General features: G+C 67.4%; 15 protein-coding genes and 1 pseudogene. 3 read left to right on the forward strand and 13 right to left on the reverse strand.

What is annotated here, in order from left to right:
* Window positions 1-75: 75 nt before the first annotated feature.
* The 10 genes from M3I56_RS36485 to M3I56_RS36530 form a co-directional block, all read right to left on the reverse strand.
* Window positions 76-837, reverse strand: a complete 762-nt coding sequence (locus M3I56_RS36485; RefSeq protein ID WP_254358111.1) for a flagellar brake protein — start codon at window positions 835-837, stop codon at window positions 76-78.
* A 268-nt stretch (window positions 838-1,105) separates the two neighbouring features.
* Window positions 1,106-2,098, reverse strand: coding sequence for a flagellar assembly peptidoglycan hydrolase FlgJ (gene flgJ, locus M3I56_RS36490; RefSeq protein ID WP_254358112.1), 993 nt, complete (start codon window positions 2,096-2,098; stop codon window positions 1,106-1,108).
* Between the two features lie 10 nt (window positions 2,099-2,108).
* Complete coding sequence (locus M3I56_RS36495; protein WP_254358113.1) at window positions 2,109-3,308, reverse strand: flagellar basal body P-ring protein FlgI; 1,200 nt, start codon at window positions 3,306-3,308, stop codon at window positions 2,109-2,111.
* Window positions 3,302-4,033 carry a flagellar basal body L-ring protein FlgH gene (locus M3I56_RS36500; protein WP_375541857.1) on the reverse strand — a complete coding sequence of 244 codons (732 nt, stop codon included), beginning with the start codon at window positions 4,031-4,033 and terminating at the stop codon, window positions 3,302-3,304. Before M3I56_RS36500 ends, M3I56_RS36495 begins: the two co-directional genes overlap by 7 nt.
* A gap of 17 nt (window positions 4,034-4,050) precedes the next feature.
* Window positions 4,051-4,839 (reverse strand): flagellar basal-body rod protein FlgG, encoded by a 789-nt coding sequence (gene flgG, locus M3I56_RS36505; RefSeq protein ID WP_028203367.1) that lies wholly within the window; start codon window positions 4,837-4,839, stop codon window positions 4,051-4,053.
* 65 nt (window positions 4,840-4,904) lie between these two features.
* On the reverse strand, window positions 4,905-5,663 hold the full coding sequence (gene flgF, locus M3I56_RS36510) for a flagellar basal-body rod protein FlgF (protein WP_254358114.1): 759 nt from the start codon (window positions 5,661-5,663) through the stop codon (window positions 4,905-4,907).
* A gap of 27 nt (window positions 5,664-5,690) precedes the next feature.
* Complete coding sequence (gene flgE / locus M3I56_RS36515; protein ID WP_254358115.1) at window positions 5,691-6,938, reverse strand: flagellar hook protein FlgE; 1,248 nt, start codon at window positions 6,936-6,938, stop codon at window positions 5,691-5,693.
* A gap of 26 nt (window positions 6,939-6,964) precedes the next feature.
* Window positions 6,965-7,606 carry a flagellar hook assembly protein FlgD gene (locus M3I56_RS36520; RefSeq protein ID WP_254358126.1) on the reverse strand — a complete coding sequence of 214 codons (642 nt, stop codon included), beginning with the start codon at window positions 7,604-7,606 and terminating at the stop codon, window positions 6,965-6,967.
* A 182-nt stretch (window positions 7,607-7,788) separates the two neighbouring features.
* Window positions 7,789-8,214, reverse strand: a complete 426-nt coding sequence (gene flgC, locus M3I56_RS36525; protein WP_028203363.1) for a flagellar basal body rod protein FlgC — start codon at window positions 8,212-8,214, stop codon at window positions 7,789-7,791.
* 93 nt (window positions 8,215-8,307) lie between these two features.
* On the reverse strand, window positions 8,308-8,823 hold the full coding sequence (locus tag M3I56_RS36530) for a flagellar basal body protein (protein WP_254358116.1): 516 nt from the start codon (window positions 8,821-8,823) through the stop codon (window positions 8,308-8,310).
* A gap of 247 nt (window positions 8,824-9,070) precedes the next feature.
* Here M3I56_RS36530 and flgA point away from each other — a divergent pair, with 247 nt between their 5' ends.
* The 3 genes from flgA to M3I56_RS36545 all read left to right on the forward strand — a co-directional run bounded on the left by flgA (window position 9,071) and on the right by M3I56_RS36545 (window position 11,420).
* Window positions 9,071-10,393: a flagellar basal body P-ring formation chaperone FlgA gene (gene flgA / locus M3I56_RS36535; RefSeq protein ID WP_254358117.1), complete on the forward strand. Its 1,323-nt coding sequence runs from the start codon at window positions 9,071-9,073 to the stop codon at window positions 10,391-10,393.
* A 180-nt stretch (window positions 10,394-10,573) separates the two neighbouring features.
* Window positions 10,574-10,927: a flagellar biosynthesis anti-sigma factor FlgM gene (gene flgM / locus M3I56_RS36540; RefSeq protein ID WP_254358118.1), complete on the forward strand. Its 354-nt coding sequence runs from the start codon at window positions 10,574-10,576 to the stop codon at window positions 10,925-10,927.
* A 49-nt stretch (window positions 10,928-10,976) separates the two neighbouring features.
* The gene (locus M3I56_RS36545; RefSeq protein WP_028203359.1) at window positions 10,977-11,420 is read left to right on the forward strand and encodes a flagella synthesis protein FlgN; all 444 of its coding nucleotides are present in this window, start codon (window positions 10,977-10,979) and stop codon (window positions 11,418-11,420) included.
* A gap of 164 nt (window positions 11,421-11,584) precedes the next feature.
* Here M3I56_RS36545 and M3I56_RS36550 read toward each other — a convergent pair whose 3' ends face one another.
* The 3 genes and pseudogenes from M3I56_RS36550 to flhF form a co-directional block, all read right to left on the reverse strand.
* The gene (locus M3I56_RS36550; protein ID WP_254358119.1) at window positions 11,585-12,316 is read right to left on the reverse strand and encodes an RNA polymerase sigma factor FliA; all 732 of its coding nucleotides are present in this window, start codon (window positions 12,314-12,316) and stop codon (window positions 11,585-11,587) included.
* 359 nt (window positions 12,317-12,675) lie between these two features.
* Window positions 12,676-13,458 (reverse strand): annotated as a pseudogene (locus tag M3I56_RS36555) (MinD/ParA family protein); the annotation flags it as partial.
* Window positions 13,451-15,547, reverse strand: coding sequence for a flagellar biosynthesis protein FlhF (flhF, locus tag M3I56_RS36560; RefSeq protein WP_254358120.1), 2,097 nt, complete (start codon window positions 15,545-15,547; stop codon window positions 13,451-13,453). The pseudogene M3I56_RS36555 and the gene flhF, both read right to left, overlap by 8 nt.
* Window positions 15,548-15,759 lie beyond the last annotated feature (212 nt).

The following is a 15,759-nucleotide window of genomic DNA, read 5'->3' on the forward strand; positions in this document are numbered from 1 at the left end:
CGCGGCGGGCAAACCGGCGCAACATGCGCTGCGCCGGCCAGGGTGCTGCGGATCGTGCGGGTGACGCTGTAACGCTCAGGCACGCGCGAGCGCGCGGCGCTTCATCTCGAGCTGCGTGATATAGCGCTGCAGCGTGTTCTCGGCCGAGCCGGGCAGCGCGTCGAAGCGAAAGCCCATGTGATAGCGGCGGTCGCCGTTGGGCAGGTCGATGAAGCGCAGCACGACGAGCGCGAGATCGACGCGCAGCTTGCCGTGCGCGCGCAGGTCGAGCTCGACGTCGGGCAGCACGAGCCCCATGGCGAGATCCGCCACGCGCTCTTCGGTCGTACGCAGCCCGAGGCCGCCGAGCGAGAGGTCATGCACCTCGTACGCGAAGCGCGGGCCGCCGCTCGGCAGGTCGCCGCGGCAGATGCACGGCTCGAGCACGGGCGTGTCGACGCGGAAGTACTCGCGCCGCTGCACGTAGAACAGCACTTCGGGGAAATCGGCTTCGAACGCGGGGCGCCCTTCGAACTCGGTGCGCCGCGGCGTGGCCGTATGGAACTCCACGCGCACGCCGTCGGGCGACGCGTGGAACTGGCACTCGGGCGCGGCGAGCACGCCCGTGTTCTGCTCGGGGATCGCGCCCCAGTCGAACACGAAAGTGCGCTCGCGTCCGTTGACGGCCAGAATGCGCGTGACGAGCTGTCCGCCGCGATACTGGAGGGTCAGGAAGTCGCCGCGATTGACGAGATTGCGTAGCTGGACGCCGATCTCGAGCGGATTGCGGCGCCCAAAGTCGTGGGAGCCTTCCGCGCCCTCGCCTGCTTCCTGTGGATTCGACTGAACGGTATTCATCGGCCTGCCGGGAATTCGTGAACGTGCCGGCGCGAGAGCGGACCCTTTCCGCACGCGCCGTTCGGGCGGTCCGACCGCCCGGATTGCTTTTCCATCTCGTCTGCTTTAGCGGCAGACATTGCGAAAAATTTAGGGATTGGGCGTAAAAAAAATATGCCTTTTCCCTGCATGAAACACGCGTGTGCAGCTTCTTCCGGCAACTGCGCCGAGGCAACGTTTGCACTTGCCTAATTGACGTCAACCGCGGCGCCGGCCGTCGAATCGATCGTCAGGCCATCCGCTGCATGATGGTGAGCAGCTTTTTCGCATAGTGCGGGTCGGTGGCGTAGCCCGCGCGCTGCATGCCGTGCGCGAAGCTTTCCGCGCTCTTCGAGCCGTTGATCACCGACGCGTAGCGCGGGTTGCTCTTGAGCAGCGTGGCGTAGTCGGTCATCGCGTCTTCGTACGAGTCGTAGGCGCGGAACTTCTCCACCACACGATGCGGCTGGCCGTTCACGTACTCGGTCGTGACCGTCGAGACGGTCTTGCCGGTCCAGTCCTTGCTCGCCTTGATGCCGAACACGTTGTGGCTCGCCGAGCCGTCGGCGTTCTTGATCTCGCGCTTGCCCCAGCCCGATTCGAGCGCCGCCTGGCCGAGAATGAAGCGCGCCGGAATACCCGTGGTCGAGCTGGCCTGCTGCGCGGCGTTGGCGAGCTTGTCGACGAAGGCGTCCACGGAGGCGTCGCCGTTGCCCTTGATCGGCGGCGTGAGCGCGCTGTTGCCGCTGTAGCCCGAGCCGTTGGCGAGCGCGCCGTTGGCGGCAGCGTTGCCGTAGGCGCGGCCGAGCGCGTTGAGCATCGCGAGGTTGCCCTCGTTCGCGTCCTTGCCCGAAAGCCCCGAGATCGCGCCCGCCACGCCGCCTGCACCGCCGGCGCCATCGGCACCGGCCGCGCCGCCCATGCTGCGCATGAGCTGCTTGAGCATCGCGTTCGCCACGCCAATGCCCTTGTTCGACATCTGCTGGGCGAGCTGCTGGTCCATCATCGAAGTGAACTGGGCGCCGTCGTGCGAGTCGAGCGGGCCGTCGTCGGGCGTCGCTTCGCGCATGCTCTTGAGCATCATCTGCGTGAAGACCGCGTCGAACTGCTTCGCGGCCATCTTCACGCCCTGCTGGGGCGAGGCGTTCGCCGCGGCGCGCATCGAGTCGAAGCCCTGCACGTCGAGCGCGAAGCGGTTGGTGAGGTCGAGGCTGCCGCCGCCGATGTTCTTCGTATTATCCAAGTTACACCCCTTAGATGATCTCGAGGTCGGCGCGCAGTGCACCCGCCGCCTTCATCGCCTGCAGGATCGACATCAGATCCGCCGGCGTAGCGCCCAGCGCGTTGAGCGCTTTCACGACCTCGGCGAGATTGGCGCCCGCCGTGACGAGCTTGAGCGATCCGTTGTCCTGCTTCAACTGGATCTGCGACTGGCGCGTCGCCACCGTCTGGCCGTTGGAGAACGCGCCGGGCTGGCTTACCGCCGTCTGCGTGTTCACGACGACCGAGAGATTACCGTGCGCGACCGCGCAGCTCTCCAGCGTCACCATCTGGTTCATGACGATCGAGCCGGTGCGCGCGTTCAGGATCACCTTCGCGGCCGGCGTGGCCGGATTCACGTTGAGGTCCTGGATCTGCGCGATGAAGCCCACCTGCGACCCCGGATCGGCCGGCCCGTGCACCTGGATCGTGCGGCCGTCGAGCGGCGAGGCCGTGCCCGGGCCGAACATGTTGTTGACGGCCGAGACGATGCGCTGCGTCGTGTCGTAGTCCATGTCGTTGACGGTCAGCGTGAGCAGACCGCCTTGCTGCGAAACCGGCGAGATCACCGAGCGCTCGACGATCGCACCGCCCGCGATGCGGCCCGCGGCGAGCTGGTTCACCTGCACCTTGCTGCCGTTGGCCGAGGCGCCCGCGCCGCCCACGGCCACGTTGCCCTGCGCGAGCGCGTAGACCTGGCCGTCGGCGCCCTTGAGCGGCGTGAGCAGCAGCGTGCCGCCGCGAATGCTCTTCGCGTTGGCGAGCGACGACACCGTGATGTCGATCTGCTCGCCCGGCCGCGCGAACGGCGGCAGCACCGCCGTCACCATCACCGCGGCGACGTTCTTCAGCTGCATGTTGTTGAGCGTCGACGAGGAACCCGACGAACTCGACGTGTTGTTGATCGAGATGCCGAGGTTCGCGAGCATGTTCGCGAGCGTCTGCGTCGTGAACGGCGCCTGGGTCGTCTGGTCGCCGGTGCCGTCGAGACCCACCACGAGGCCGTAGCCGATCAGCGGGTTGTCGCGCACGCCCTGGAAGGTCGCGAGGTCTTTCACGCGCTCGGCGCGCGCCGGCGTCGCGTAGGCGACGAGTGCGCCGCAGGCCAGCACGAAGCCGAACGCCACGCCGAGTGCGGCGAGCACGTCCTTCACGCGCGAGCGGCGCGAACGATGGAAGCGGATCTTCACCATGGCGCGATGTTCAGGAAAAAGCGTTGCAGCCAGCCCATCGTCTCGGCTTCGTCGATCACGCCTTTCGCGGAGTATTCGATCTTCGCGTCGGCGACGTCGGTCGATAGCACGGAGTTGTCTCCGGCAACGGTGTTCGGATTGACGACGCCGGAGAAGCGCACGTATTCGTTGCCCTGGTTGATGAGCATCTGCTTCTCGCCGGAGACGACGAGATTGCCGTTGGGCAGCACGTTCGTCACGGTCACGGTGATGACGCCCGTGAACGTGTTCGAGGCGTTCGCGCCGCCCGTGGCGTCGAACTGGTTCGCGCCTGTCGTATTCAGGTTCGCGCGGTTGAAGAAGCCCGGCAGGAAGTTCGCGGTGCCCGAGAAGCTCGCGCTGGTGCCGCGCTTGGTGGCCGCGCCCGATGATTTGGTCGCGTTGATGTTTTCGGAGATGACGATCGTGAGGATGTCGCCGGTATTGCGCGGACGCTGGTCCTCGAAGAGCGGCCGTCCCGCGTAGCCGGGATTGTAAATCGCGCCCGGCGAGGTATTCACGGGCGGCGGAGGCGGCACGGCCGTCATGGGCTGCTGCGTGATCGGCTGCCGGTTGGGTAGGTAGGCGCAGCCCGCCAGCATCGCGAGCGCCACAGCCGCCGCGAGCGCCCGGGGATTGCCCGGATGCCGCGCGCGGATGCGAGGATGGTTTCGAACGGACTGCGACATATTCTTCACCGACTTGATTAACCAGGGACTCGACCTCAGACCTGCATCTGGCTGAGGGTTTGCAGCATCTGGTCAGAAGTGGTGACCGCCTTGCTGTTGATTTCGTAGGCGCGCTGCGTCTCGATCATGTTCACGAGTTCTTGCACGACGTTCACGTTCGACGATTCGACGTAGCCCTGGTTGAGCGTGCCCGAAGCGTTCTGGCCCGGCGTGGAAACCGTGGGCGTGCCCGACGAAGCCGTTTCCGACAACAGGTTCTGCCCGTTCGACTGAAGGCCGGTCGGGTTGATGAACATGGCGAGCTGCAGCGTGCCGATGGTCGTGTTGTTGCTCGAGCCCGGCGTCGTGACCGTCACCACGCCGTCGCTGCCGATGGTGAGCGAGGTGGCGTTGGCGGGCACCGTGATCGCCGGGATCACCTGATAGCCGCTCGCCGTCACGAGCTGGCCTTGCGAGTTGGTCTGGAACGAGCCGTCGCGCGTGTAGGCCGTCGTGCCGTCGGGCATCTGCACCTGGAAGAAGCCCGCGCCGTTGATCGCCACGTCCTTCGAGTTGCCGGTCTGCTGCAGATTGCCCTGCGTGTAGAGACGCTCGGTTGCCACCTGCTGCACGCCCGTGCCCACCTGGCTGCCCGAAGGCAGTTCGGTTTGCTGGGTCGAGTTCGCACCCGGCTGACGCAGCGTCTGGTACATGAGGTCCTCGAACACGGCGCGCGAGCCCTTGAAGCCATTGGTGCTCACGTTCGCGAGGTTGTTCGAAATCACGTCCATTTGCGCCTGCTGGGCGTTCATGCCGGTGGCGGCGATGTAGAGCGATCGGTTCACGGTGTCTTTCTCCCGGTCCTGCCTCGCGCGCGGCGCGAGGCGGCCTTCATTTAACTTGAAATGGCTTAGCTGAAGTTGAGCAGCTGGTTCGCGCTCTGCTCGTTCTGGTCGGCGTTCGAGAGCAGCTTGGTCTGCATCTGGAACTGGCGCGCGTTGGTGATCATCGAGACCATCGCCGCCACCGGGTTCACGTTGCTGCCCTCGAGCGACTCGGTCGCGACCTGCACGGTCTGGTCCGCGTCGGCGGGGTTGCCGTCCGACGTGTGGAAAAGACCGTCGTCACCGCGCGTGAGCGCACCCGACGGCGGGTTGACGAACTTGATCTGGTCGATCATGGCGATCGCGTTGGCGGGGCTGCCCGGCGCAATGGCCGAAACCGTGCCGTCCTTGCCGATCGTGATCGCCGAACCGGGCGGCACCGCGATCGGGCCGCCGCCGCCGATCACCTGCAGGTTGGCGGCCGTGACGAGCTGGCCGTTTTCATCGACGTGGAGGTTGCCCGCACGCGTATAGGCCTCGTTGCCGTCGGCCGTCTGCACGGCCATGAAACCCTGGCCCTGGATCGCGATGTCGAGCGGGTTGCCGGTATGCGAAATCGCACCGGGCGTCATGTCCGAGCCAGGCGTCGCCGAGAGCACGTAGGTGCGCGTGGTCTGGTCGTTCACCGTCGAGCCGTCGCCGAACGACATCGGCACGGCGCGAAAGTTGGCGAGCTGCGCGCGAAAGCCCGTGGTCGAGACGTTCGCGAGGTTGTTCGCGACGACGGCCTGCTGCTCGAGCGCCTGGCTCGCGCCCGTCATCGCGGTATAAATCAGTCGGTCCATGATGTGCCCGGTACGTGGTTAGACGCGTTACATCTGCAGCAGCGTCTGGTCGACGGTCTGCTGCGTCTTGATGGTCTGCGCGTTCGCCTGGTAGTTGCGCTGGGCCGTGATCAGGTCGACGAGCTGGTTCGTCAGGTCGACGTTCGACGCTTCGAGCGCGCCGCCCGTGAGCGTGCCGTGGTTCGTACTGCCCGGCGTGGAGACCTGCGCGACGCCCGATGCCGCCGTTTCCTGGAACTGGTTGCCGCCCAGGTTCACGAGGCCGTTCGGGTTGTTGAAGTTGGCGAGCACGATCTGGCCGAGCGCCATGGTCTGGCCGTTCGAGTAGTTGCCGGTGATGGTGCCGTCCGCGCCGATCGAGAAGTTCGAGAGCGTGCCGCTCGCGTAGCCGTCCTGGGCGAGGTTGTTCACGCCGTTGGCCGAGCCGTACTGCGTCGTGCCCGCGAGGTCGAGCGTAAGCGGCTGGGGCGTCGTGGAGCCGTCCGCCGGGTTGATGCTGAAGGTGAACGACGTCGTGCCGTTGCTCGACACGGTGGTGTTGGTCGGATCCGCCGTGATGCTCTGCAGCGCGCCGGACGAGCTGAACTGCGCCGTACCGAGCTTTTCCACCGAGCCGGCCTGACCGGCATACACGGTCCACTGGCCGCTCGTCGCGTCTTTCGCGAAATACATGTTGACCGTCTGGGTGCCGCCGAGCGTGTCGTAGGCCGTGACCGACGTCGAATACGTGTAGCTCGACGAGTCGGTTGCGCTGAAGGGCGTCGTGGTCGGCGTCGTGGCCTGCGCGTTCAGGTTCAGCTGCGCCGTAATGTTCTTGGTCGCAACCGGCGCGATGTTGGTGGTCGGCACCTGCAGCGGCACGGTTTGCGCCGTATTGACCACGCCCGTCGAACTGGCGGCATAGCCCATCAGGTCATTGCCCGACGCGTCGGTGATAAAGCCGTTCTTGTCGAGCTGGAACACGCCGTTACGCGAATACGTGATCGTGCCGTTGTTCGACATCTGGTAGAAGCCGTTGCCGTTGATCGCGACGTTCAGCGCCTGGCCCGTCGTGCTGATCGTGCCTTGCGCGAAGTCCTGCTGCACGGTCTGGAGCGACGCGCCGAGGCCGATCTGGTTGCCCACCGACGTCGCGATGGTGTTCGCGTAGACGTCGGCGAACTGCGCCGTGCTCTGCTTGAAGCCAACGGTGTTCGCATTGGCGATGTTGTTGCCGATCACGTCGAGGTCGTTCGACGACGCGGCGAGGCCGCTCAATCCTTGCTGGTAGCCCATGTTTGTCTACTCCGCCTTTATCGTGTTCAGAGAATGGCGCCGACGCTCGAAAGCGCGACCGTTTTGCCGTTGGCGAGCGAGAGGCTCGCCGTGCCGTCCGACTGCTGGACCACGCCCTGCACCTGGCTCGCGACGAGCGCGGTTGCCGTGGCGGACTGACCGTTGGTCGTCGCGCTGGCGGTGATCGTGTAGGTGCCGTCGGCGACCGTGTTGCCCGAGCTGTCCTTGCCGTTCCAGGTGACCGGCACGGTGCCGGCCGACTGCGCGCCGAGGTCGAGCGTGTTGACGACCTGGCCTGCCGAATTGGTGATCGTGAGCTTCACGTCCGACACCGCCGCTGGCAGCGTGACGCCGAGTTGCGGCGACGTCCCGCTCGACACGGCGGCGGTGCTGCCCGGAGCGAGCACGGTCGAGCCGATGAGCAGCGCAGCCTGCGCGTTCTGGCCAGCCGAAAGCTGCGTGGAGAGCGATGACAGCGACGTATTGAGCTGCTGGATGCCCGAGACCGTGTTGATCTGGGCGAGCTGCGAGGTCATCTGCGAGCTGTCCATCGGATTGGTCGGGTCCTGGTTCTGCAATTGCGCGACGAGCATCCGCAAGAAGGTGGTCTGCAGGTCGCTCGCGCTCGTGCCGCTCGACGACGACGAACTCGAGCTCGTGCCGTTCATGGTGTCGAGCAGTTGCTGCGACACGGTGGCGGTGCTGCCGCCAATGGTTGTGTTGCTGGAACTCAACGCGTTCTCCCTCGATTGCGCTTCGTGCTTGGCGTGTGGTGGTGGCGGGCGCGTCTTCGTTGCGCGCCCGCTGGTCTCTGTACTTACTGCGGTGTGCCGTGCTTAAGGTCCCCGCTTCAGGTCCCGATCGTGAGCGTCTTGAGCATCAGCGTCTTGGCCGTGTTCAGCGTTTCGACGTTGGCCTGGTACGAGCGCGACGCCGAGATCATGTTCACCATCTCCTGCACCGGATCGACGTTCGGCATCGTCACGTAGCCGTCCGCGTTGGCGGAGGGATTGTCGGGGTCGTAGGTCTCTTTCATCGGCGTGGGGTCGTCCACGACGCCGGTCACCCTGACACCGCCCACCTGCTGGCCCGAGGCCGTGCGCGCACCGCCGAGCGGATTCACCGCGAACACGACCTGCTTCGCCTTGTACGGCTGACCGTCGGGGCCGGTCGTGCTGTCGGCGTTGGCGAGATTGGACGCCGTCACGTTCAGACGCTGCGATTCCGCCGTCATGGCGGAGCCCGCAACGCTGAAAATGTTCATCAGGGATGGCATGGTTTCGTTGACCTCACATCAGGTGCGCGTCACGCGCGCGTTGGTCGTTCATGGCTTCGTTACTGCGTTTTCCGGCTGCGCCGCGTGCGGCGATCAGCTCGAACCCGAGGTGATCGCGGAGAGCATCGTCTTGATCTGCTGCGAGACCACCGTCATGCCCGACTCGAAGTGCAACGCGTTGTCGGCGAACTGCACGCGTTCGGTGTCGAGATCGACCGTGTTGCCGTCGAGCGCGGGCTGCACCGGCGTGCGGTACATGAGCTGGCTCTTGTAGGTGTCGGCCGGGCCGCCCGTCGGGATCAGCTTCGCGTCGCCGGCCATGTGACCCGATTCCGTGGACGCCATCTGCATGCCACTCGTCACGCCCGCGGGCTGCGCCATGGCAAGCGGCTGGGCGTTGCCGCCCGAGGTGGCCGTCATGCCCACCGTGCCGCCGGCGCCCGTCTGGCGCAGCGCGCCGGCCAGCGACGCCGCGAAGTCCACGTCGCGCGCCTGGTAGCCCGGCGTGTCGGCGTTCGCGATGTTCGAAGAGATCAATGCCTGCCGCGTGGCGCGCACATCGAGCGCTTCGCGCCCAAAGGCGAATTCGGCATCGAGTTTGTCCAGCATCGGGCGTTCTCCGTGAAACGAAAAAGGATTCGGCGTGAGCGCGGCGGGCTCGCCAACAGGCGGGGAAAGCGGCGCAAACGTTAGGCGCGTGGTCCGAAGGCCTTTGCGCATGGAGTGGAATATTAGGCGGGGGTGGCAAGAACCAATCGGACGAATAGCCGGTAAAGCGCCCCTCTATTCGACGCTAGCGCGCGGGGGCCGCCGCCTAGAATGCGAGGCGTGTCAATGCATTCGATGGAGAACGACAATGCCGCAGACTGCCACCTTGCGTAGGCCGCACGCCGGCCTGGAGCGGCGTGCGCGCGCGCTGTCGTGGCGCGCGTCCTGGGCGTGCGTGCTCGCCTGCACCTTGGGCGGAGCGCCCTTTGGCGGCGCGCCCTTTGGCGGCACGCTCGCTCATGCACAAACTCCGGCGCAACCTGAAGGCGCCGGCGGCCAGATCTTCATTGCGGGCCCCGGCGACCGCTCGGGCGCCGACGCCGCGCAGATGAACGCGCTGCTCGCGAGCAACGCGAAGAAGCCCGCCGCGGCGGCGGCCAGCAGCGCTCCCGCCAATGAGGCCGCGCCGCTGCGCGCGGCCAGCTACGCCGATCTGAATTCGCGCGGCGTGCCCGAGGATGCACGCGCGGGCGTCGAGTCGAACGGCATGATCACGATTCCGGGTCCCGGCGAGCGCGCGTCCCAAGGCGACGCGCCGCGCATCGTCACGGTTCCCGCGCCGGGCGCGAGCGCCCAGCCCATGCGCGTGCCGGCGGCCAATGCGAACAACGCGGGCGCGCTGCAGCGCGTGAACCTGTCGAGCGCCGCGAACCGCGTCGCCCCGGTGGTCGTGGACGCCGGCGCGGCGACGCTCGCGGGCGCGAAGCCGGTTGCCAGCGCAAGCGCCGGCGCGCCGCCCAATCCCAATACCAGCGCCGTCGCCACGAACGTGCAGGCCACGCCGCCGGGCCAGCAGGACGGCGAATCGATCCGCGCCGTCGCGCTCGCCTTCCTGCAGCAGCAGTCGGCGGGCTTGCCGGGCCACGTGAGCATCACGGTCGCACCGGTGTTTCCGCGCGGCCTCGCCGCCTGCACCTCGCTCGAGCCGTTTATGCCGCCGGGCGCGCGCACCTATGGACACACGACCGTGGGCGTGCGCTGCGTCGGCGCGAAGCCGTGGACGCTCTATGTGAGCGCGCGCATTGCCGTGGACGTGACCTACTACGTGGCCTCGCGCCAGATCGGCGCGGGCGAAGCCCTTTCGGCCGCCGATTTCATGCCGCGCGCGGGGGACCTCGCGAACCTGCCGCAGACCATCATCACCGATCCCAACCAGGCGACGGGCGCCGTCGCGCTCGCGCGCATTTCCGCGGGCCTGCCGCTGCGCACCGACATGCTGCGCAGCGCCGCCTCGGTCGTCATCGGACAGACGGTCAAGGTGATCGCCGTAGGCAGCAACTTCACGATCTCCGCCGAGGGCAGCGCGCTTAACAACGCCGAGCCCGGCCAGCAGGTGCGCGTACGCACGAGCGCCGGCCAGATCATCTCGGGCGTGGTCAAGGACGCAGGTACCGTGCAGGTCCAGATCTAGAGCCGGTAAGCGCTGGTAAGGGCCGGATCAGGGTGCGCTGAGCCCCATCCGGCGGCCCGATCCGGCCGTTTCCGGCTTGGTGCGCCAGCACACGTAACAGCATGTAACGTTGGGATTTTCGGCTAAAGTTCGGCCCGACCTGTGCCGTTATCAAGGTCAAATCGATCAGGAACGCCCATCGTGAAAGTTGACTCCTCCACCCGCAATGATCCGCGCACGCTGCAGGATGGCCTCGCGCGCTCGCAAGCCGATTCGACCGGCGTAGGCGCCGCCAGCACCGACACCGCGGCCACCTCCGGCGCGGCAGGCAGCACGACTCCCGCCGCTCAAGGCGGCGCGAACGTGAGCCTCTCGTCGCTCTCGTCGACGATGCGCTCGCTCGCGGCGAGCGGTTCCGCCGACATTGACACGGCGCACGTGCAGTCGATCAAGGACGCGATCCGCAACGGCACGTTGCAGATCGATTCCGGCAAGATCGCCGACGGTGTGATCCAGACCGCGCGCGACCTCATGAAGCCGACGTCGGGCAACTGAAGCCCGATGCGCGAGCGCCGCGCAAACCTCGCTTTTTTGGTGCCTTGCAATGAAAGATGCCCTGTTGGCCACACTGATCGACGAACACGCCACGGTCGAGGCGTTCGCGTCGCTGCTCGCCTATGAAGAGAAGGCGCTCGTGTCGGCCGACGGCATGGAGGCGCTGCCGCAGATCGTCGAGCAGAAGACGACGCTCACGCAGCGTCTCGCGGGCCTGGAAAAGGCGCGCGACGCGCAACTGGCCGGCCTCGGCCTGCCAGGCGGCCGCAAGGGCATCGAAATGGCCTGCGACGGCGATGCGCGTCTTGCAAGCCAGTGGGCGCTGCTCAAGGGGTCGACGGAGCGCGCGCGCCGCAAGAATCTCACCATTGGCATGATGATCCGCACGCGCATGGAGCATAACCGCCGCGCGCTCTCGATCCTGCGCGGCGAAACGGGCAACGGCGCGATGCTGTACGGTCCCGATGGACGTCTGCCGGCGTTCGGGCTGTAAGCGCGCACGCAGATCGTTCGCCAAAGACAAAAGCCGAAGCGGCGATGCTTCGGCTTTTTTGTTTGCGCGAGTCCACTGCACCGACAAAAAGCCGGAGCGCTCACGCACTTCGGCTCTTTCACCGCACCAGCCCGCGCCGGCAGCCGCGCAGACCGTCTACCGCCTCAATTCTCCTGGCCGGCCCACGACATCTCGCGCAGCCGCGTGCGCAAGCGCGCCACCGCCTGGCTGTGCAGCTGGCACACGCGCGACTCGCTCACCTCCATCACCGCGCCGATTTCGCGCAGGTTCATGCCGTGCTCGTAATAGAGCGACATGAGCAGCTTCTCGCGCTCGGGCAGCCGCTCGATCGCCTCGACGAGCGCGCCGCGCAGGCTGCCGTCGAGCAGCGCCGAAAGCGGGTCCGAATGATCGACGCAGTAGCGGTCGAGGAACGGTTCGTCCTCGGCGGAGCGGTCGAAGTCTTCGTAGTAGATGAGCTGGCTGCCGTGCAGTTCCTGCAGCATGCTCTGATACTCGTCGAGCGGCATGCTCAGATGCTCGGCGATCTCCGTCTCGCTCGCCGAGCGCCCGAGCCGCTGCTCCACCTTGTGCACCGCGCTTTCCACTTCACGCGAGGTGCGGCGCAGGCTGCGCGGCAGCCAGTCGTTGCTGCGCAGCTCGTCGAGCATTGCGCCGCGAATGCGCTGGCTCGCATAGGTCTCGAACTGCGCGCCCTGATCTTCCTTGTAGCGGTTGGCCGCGTCGAGCAGGCCGATCATGCCGGCCTGGATCAGGTCGTCGAGGTCCACGCTCGCCGGCATCTTGGCGACGAGCTGCAAGCCGAGCCGCCGGACGAGCGGCGCGTACTTCGCGAGCACGTCGGCCTGCGAAATCTTTCCTTGAGCGTTATACATCGTGCTCTCCACTTCTCATCTCCCCTATTGGCGTCGTCGTGCGCACGTCAGACGTGCTGCGGCGACGTCCGCTGCGCGGGCGTATCGGTCCGCCAGCCCACATGGGACGGCGCGGACGCGGATGTTGCGTTGGGTGCGGGATGCACACCCGTCACGGCCGCAACGAACGAATCGGCGTTCGCGGCGAGCGTGCTGTGTGCGGCGTTTGTTGCATGCGTAGCGTGGGGCTGGACGCCGCCTTGTGGCGCGCCGTCCAGATCGTCGGCGGGTGCCTGGCCCGCCGCTTCATGTACTTCGTCCGTCGCGCCGAATAACGCTGCGCTGGCGCGCGCCGTGGCCGCCGAGCACGCCGAGACCGCGGGTCGCATCGGCCAGTGCGGCAATTCGGCGGCCACGTGGCGGAAATCGCGCGCGGCGGCCGTCGACGGAAACGCATCGACGATGCAGCGCGCGAGCCTGAGCGCCTGCGCCATGTGCTGATCGGCGGCGACGCTTCCGGCGCTGTCGAGCGACACGCTCAGGTAGCGGCTCGCCACCCCCGCGAGGTTCTCGATCGCGGCCTGCGCGTCGCTCGCGTTCGCCACATGATTCGCGAGCACGCGGAACTGCGCGATCGCATGCGCGAAGTGCAGCCGTTTCATGCACGCGTAGGCGTCCGTGATCGACTGCGCACCGATGCGCATCACGATCAGCACGTCGTGCGCGTGCATGGCGAGCGGCGAAAGCGCGCCTTCGGCGTCGAGCTGCGCGTCGATCAAGACAATGTCCGCGGGACCCGAAATGACCTTCTGCAGCTGCGCGGCCGTGTACTGCGCCCGGTTGTCGCGCGAGGCGGCCAGCACGCCGAAGCCGAGCGCATGGCGGCCCACGGCTTCCTCGAGCGTGCGCTCGCCGCGCATAACGGCGGCGAAGTTGCCTGCGCCGCGCACGCCGCCCACCAGCGCACAGACCGAGCGGGGTCCCAGACACTCGTCGATCACGAGCACGTCTTTGCCCTGCGCGGTGAGCGCCGCGGCGAGATTGACCACCGTGGTCGTGCGCCCGGGCGAACCTGCACCGCCCGTCACCGCGACCACGCGCGAGCCTTCGCGCGCGAGAAGCCGCCGCAGCCCTTCGGCCTGATCGATTACGAACTTATCCAAACCTGACCTCGTGAGCCTGCGAATTCGAACGCGTCGAGAGTGCCGACAGCAGCGCCGGGATATCGTCTTCGTGCGGCACGAACGGCGAACTCTCTCGCGGAATGCAGAAAGCGCTGCGGATCAGGAAGCGGCGCGTCGCCACGTAAAGGTTCTCGGGGACCTTCTGGCCCGTGGAGACGTAATGCACCGGCAGCTTGTAGCGCAGCACGGTGTCGAGCGCGCTGCCGAGGTTGGTCGCCTCATCGAGCTTGGTGAGGATGCAGCCCGTGAGCGGCGCGTTATCCGGACCGCTCTGGTAGGCCTGCACGACTTCGTTGAGCGTGTCGCCGTGGTTGGTCGCCGAGAGCAGCAGAAGGCGCTGCACCGGGCGGCCCGCGCCGCACAGCATGGCGATCTGGTCGGCCACGGCGCGGTCGCGCTGGCTCATGCCGATCGTGTCGATCAGCACGATGTGCTTGTTCTTGAGTTCGGTGAGCGCGAGCTGGAGGTCCGCGCCGTCGCGCACCGCGTGCACCGAAACGCCGAGGATCTTGCCGAAGATACGCAGTTGCTCGTGGCCGCCGATACGGTAGCTGTCGGTGGTGAGGAGCGCCACCTTGCTCGCGCCGAAGCGCATCACGCAGCGCGCGGCGAGCTTCGCCGTGGTCGTGGTCTTGCCCACGCCGGTCGGGCCCATCAGCGCGAACACGCCGCCGCGCTCCATGAGCGCTTCTTCGTCTTCGAGCACGGGCAGGTTCGATTCGAGCACCGACTGGAGCCACTCCACGCCGGCCTCTTCGGTTTCCACCTCGGGCAGGCGGTCGATCATCATCTTTACGAGCTGCGCCGAGAAGCCCGCGGCGAACAGCTGCTTGGTGAGCGCGCCCTGCACCGGGCTGCGGCGCTGGCGCTCGCCCCACAGGAGGCCCGCGAACTGCTCTTCCATCATGCCGCGCATGGAGGCGAGCTCGTTCATCACGGTTTCGTTGACGACCTGCTCGATGCGCGCGCGGATCGCTTCGCTCACGGTTTGCGCCGCGTTGGCGCCATCGGCGCCCTGCGCATTGCGGTTGCCGGGCGCGGGACCGGCGGCTTCCGGACCGTGGCCGAGACGCTGCGCGGCGCGGCGCGCGGCGACATGCGCGGCCTCGAGCGCCCAGTCGGGCGTGCTGGCGTCGACGTCGTGCGGCAGCACCGGGTCAGCGACGCTGCCAAGACCGCGCGCGGCGGCGGCAGCGGGCGTCATGCCCGGCACGCGCGGCGCGTTCTGCTGGTTCGCGATGCGGCGGGCGTGGTCGATCAGCCAGGGGTTCGTCTCGGCCATCGTGCGCGGCGCGTCGCCCGCCGGCGCGGCGGCGGCCTGCTCGAGCCGCGCTGCGGCTTCGCGTGCGGCGGCCGGGGCGCTGGCGTTCACGGCCGGTGCCGTGGACGCAAACGATGGCGCAAAGGCCGGCGAGGCGAGCGACTCGGTCGCGGCCTGCAGCGCCATTTGCAGCGGCGAATGCGCATGCGGAACGGCTTGTTGCGACTGCGCGGCCTGCATCGCGGATTGCAGCGTCGGCGGCATCGCCGATTGCGCGGCCTGCTGGCCCGCCGCGGCGCGCGAAGAAGGCGAAAGCGGCACGATGGCGGCCGCTGCTTCCTTGCCGAGCGAGACGGCGGTGTCGGCGGCGTGATCGCCATCGGCATCGGCGTCGGCGCTCGCGCCGCCATTTTCGACGCCCACTTCCGGGCTCGCGCCGAACACCGAGGAGAACACGTCCGGCATGCCGCTCGCGTAGGGGTTCGCACCGCCGATCGGGGCGGCGAGCGCCGCCACAGCGGCGCCAGGCGCTGAGCGCGGCGTGCGCGGCATCTGCGTCATGGCGGCGGAGGGCTGCGCGAACGGGGCGCCTTGACCACCCTGGGCAGCGAGGCCACCCAGGCCTTGGGCTGCGGCAGCATCGGCCGGCGCGATCGCCGCGAGATCGCGGTCCGCGAGCGCGACGATTTCGACGCTGCCGTCGTCGAGCGTGCGGTTCGACAGGACGACGGCGTCCGCACCCAACGCTTCGCGTACGAGCCGTAACGCGTCGCGGCTGGTGCCACCGATGAATTTGCGAATGTTCAAGCTAAGCCCCTGATGAGGTGAGCGGTCAATGCCGCCGCCGGTCGTCTGTTGCTGGAATGGCGCTGGATTGCTGCCGGCCTGCCGTCCTGTGCAAGGCCTTTTCCGATGTTGGAATTATTTCGAAGGTGCGCCCCCCATGATCGATGGATCAAGGCGGAGAAATGCGGGCAATTCGCGGAATCGGCGGCGGCATTGACCGCTCACCTCATCAG

The sequence above is a fragment of the Paraburkholderia sp. CNPSo 3281 genome (assembly GCF_024206515.1).
Classification (GTDB): domain Bacteria; phylum Pseudomonadota; class Gammaproteobacteria; order Burkholderiales; family Burkholderiaceae; genus Paraburkholderia; species Paraburkholderia nodosa.

Bases quoted from the DNA above. Each gene is read 5' to 3' on its own strand.
- flgC (WP_028203363.1), bottom strand. From the start codon at position 8,214: ATGCCATCCCTGATGAACATTTTCAGCGTTGCGGGCTCCGCCATGACG.
- flgA (WP_254358117.1), top strand. From the start codon at position 9,071: ATGCCGCAGACTGCCACCTTGCGTAGGCCGCACGCCGGCCTGGAGCGG.
- M3I56_RS36550 (WP_254358119.1), bottom strand. From the start codon at position 12,316: ATGTATAACGCTCAAGGAAAGATTTCGCAGGCCGACGTGCTCGCGAAG.
- flgF (WP_254358114.1), bottom strand. From the start codon at position 5,663: ATGGACCGACTGATTTATACCGCGATGACGGGCGCGAGCCAGGCGCTC.
- flgE (WP_254358115.1), bottom strand. From the start codon at position 6,938: ATGGGCTACCAGCAAGGATTGAGCGGCCTCGCCGCGTCGTCGAACGAC.
- M3I56_RS36530 (WP_254358116.1), bottom strand. From the start codon at position 8,823: ATGCTGGACAAACTCGATGCCGAATTCGCCTTTGGGCGCGAAGCGCTC.
- M3I56_RS36495 (WP_254358113.1), bottom strand. From the start codon at position 3,308: ATGGTGAAGATCCGCTTCCATCGTTCGCGCCGCTCGCGCGTGAAGGAC.
- M3I56_RS36520 (WP_254358126.1), bottom strand. From the start codon at position 7,606: ATGAACGGCACGAGCTCGAGTTCGTCGTCGTCGAGCGGCACGAGCGCG.
- M3I56_RS36485 (WP_254358111.1), bottom strand. From the start codon at position 837: ATGAATACCGTTCAGTCGAATCCACAGGAAGCAGGCGAGGGCGCGGAA.
- M3I56_RS36545 (WP_028203359.1), top strand. From the start codon at position 10,977: ATGAAAGATGCCCTGTTGGCCACACTGATCGACGAACACGCCACGGTC.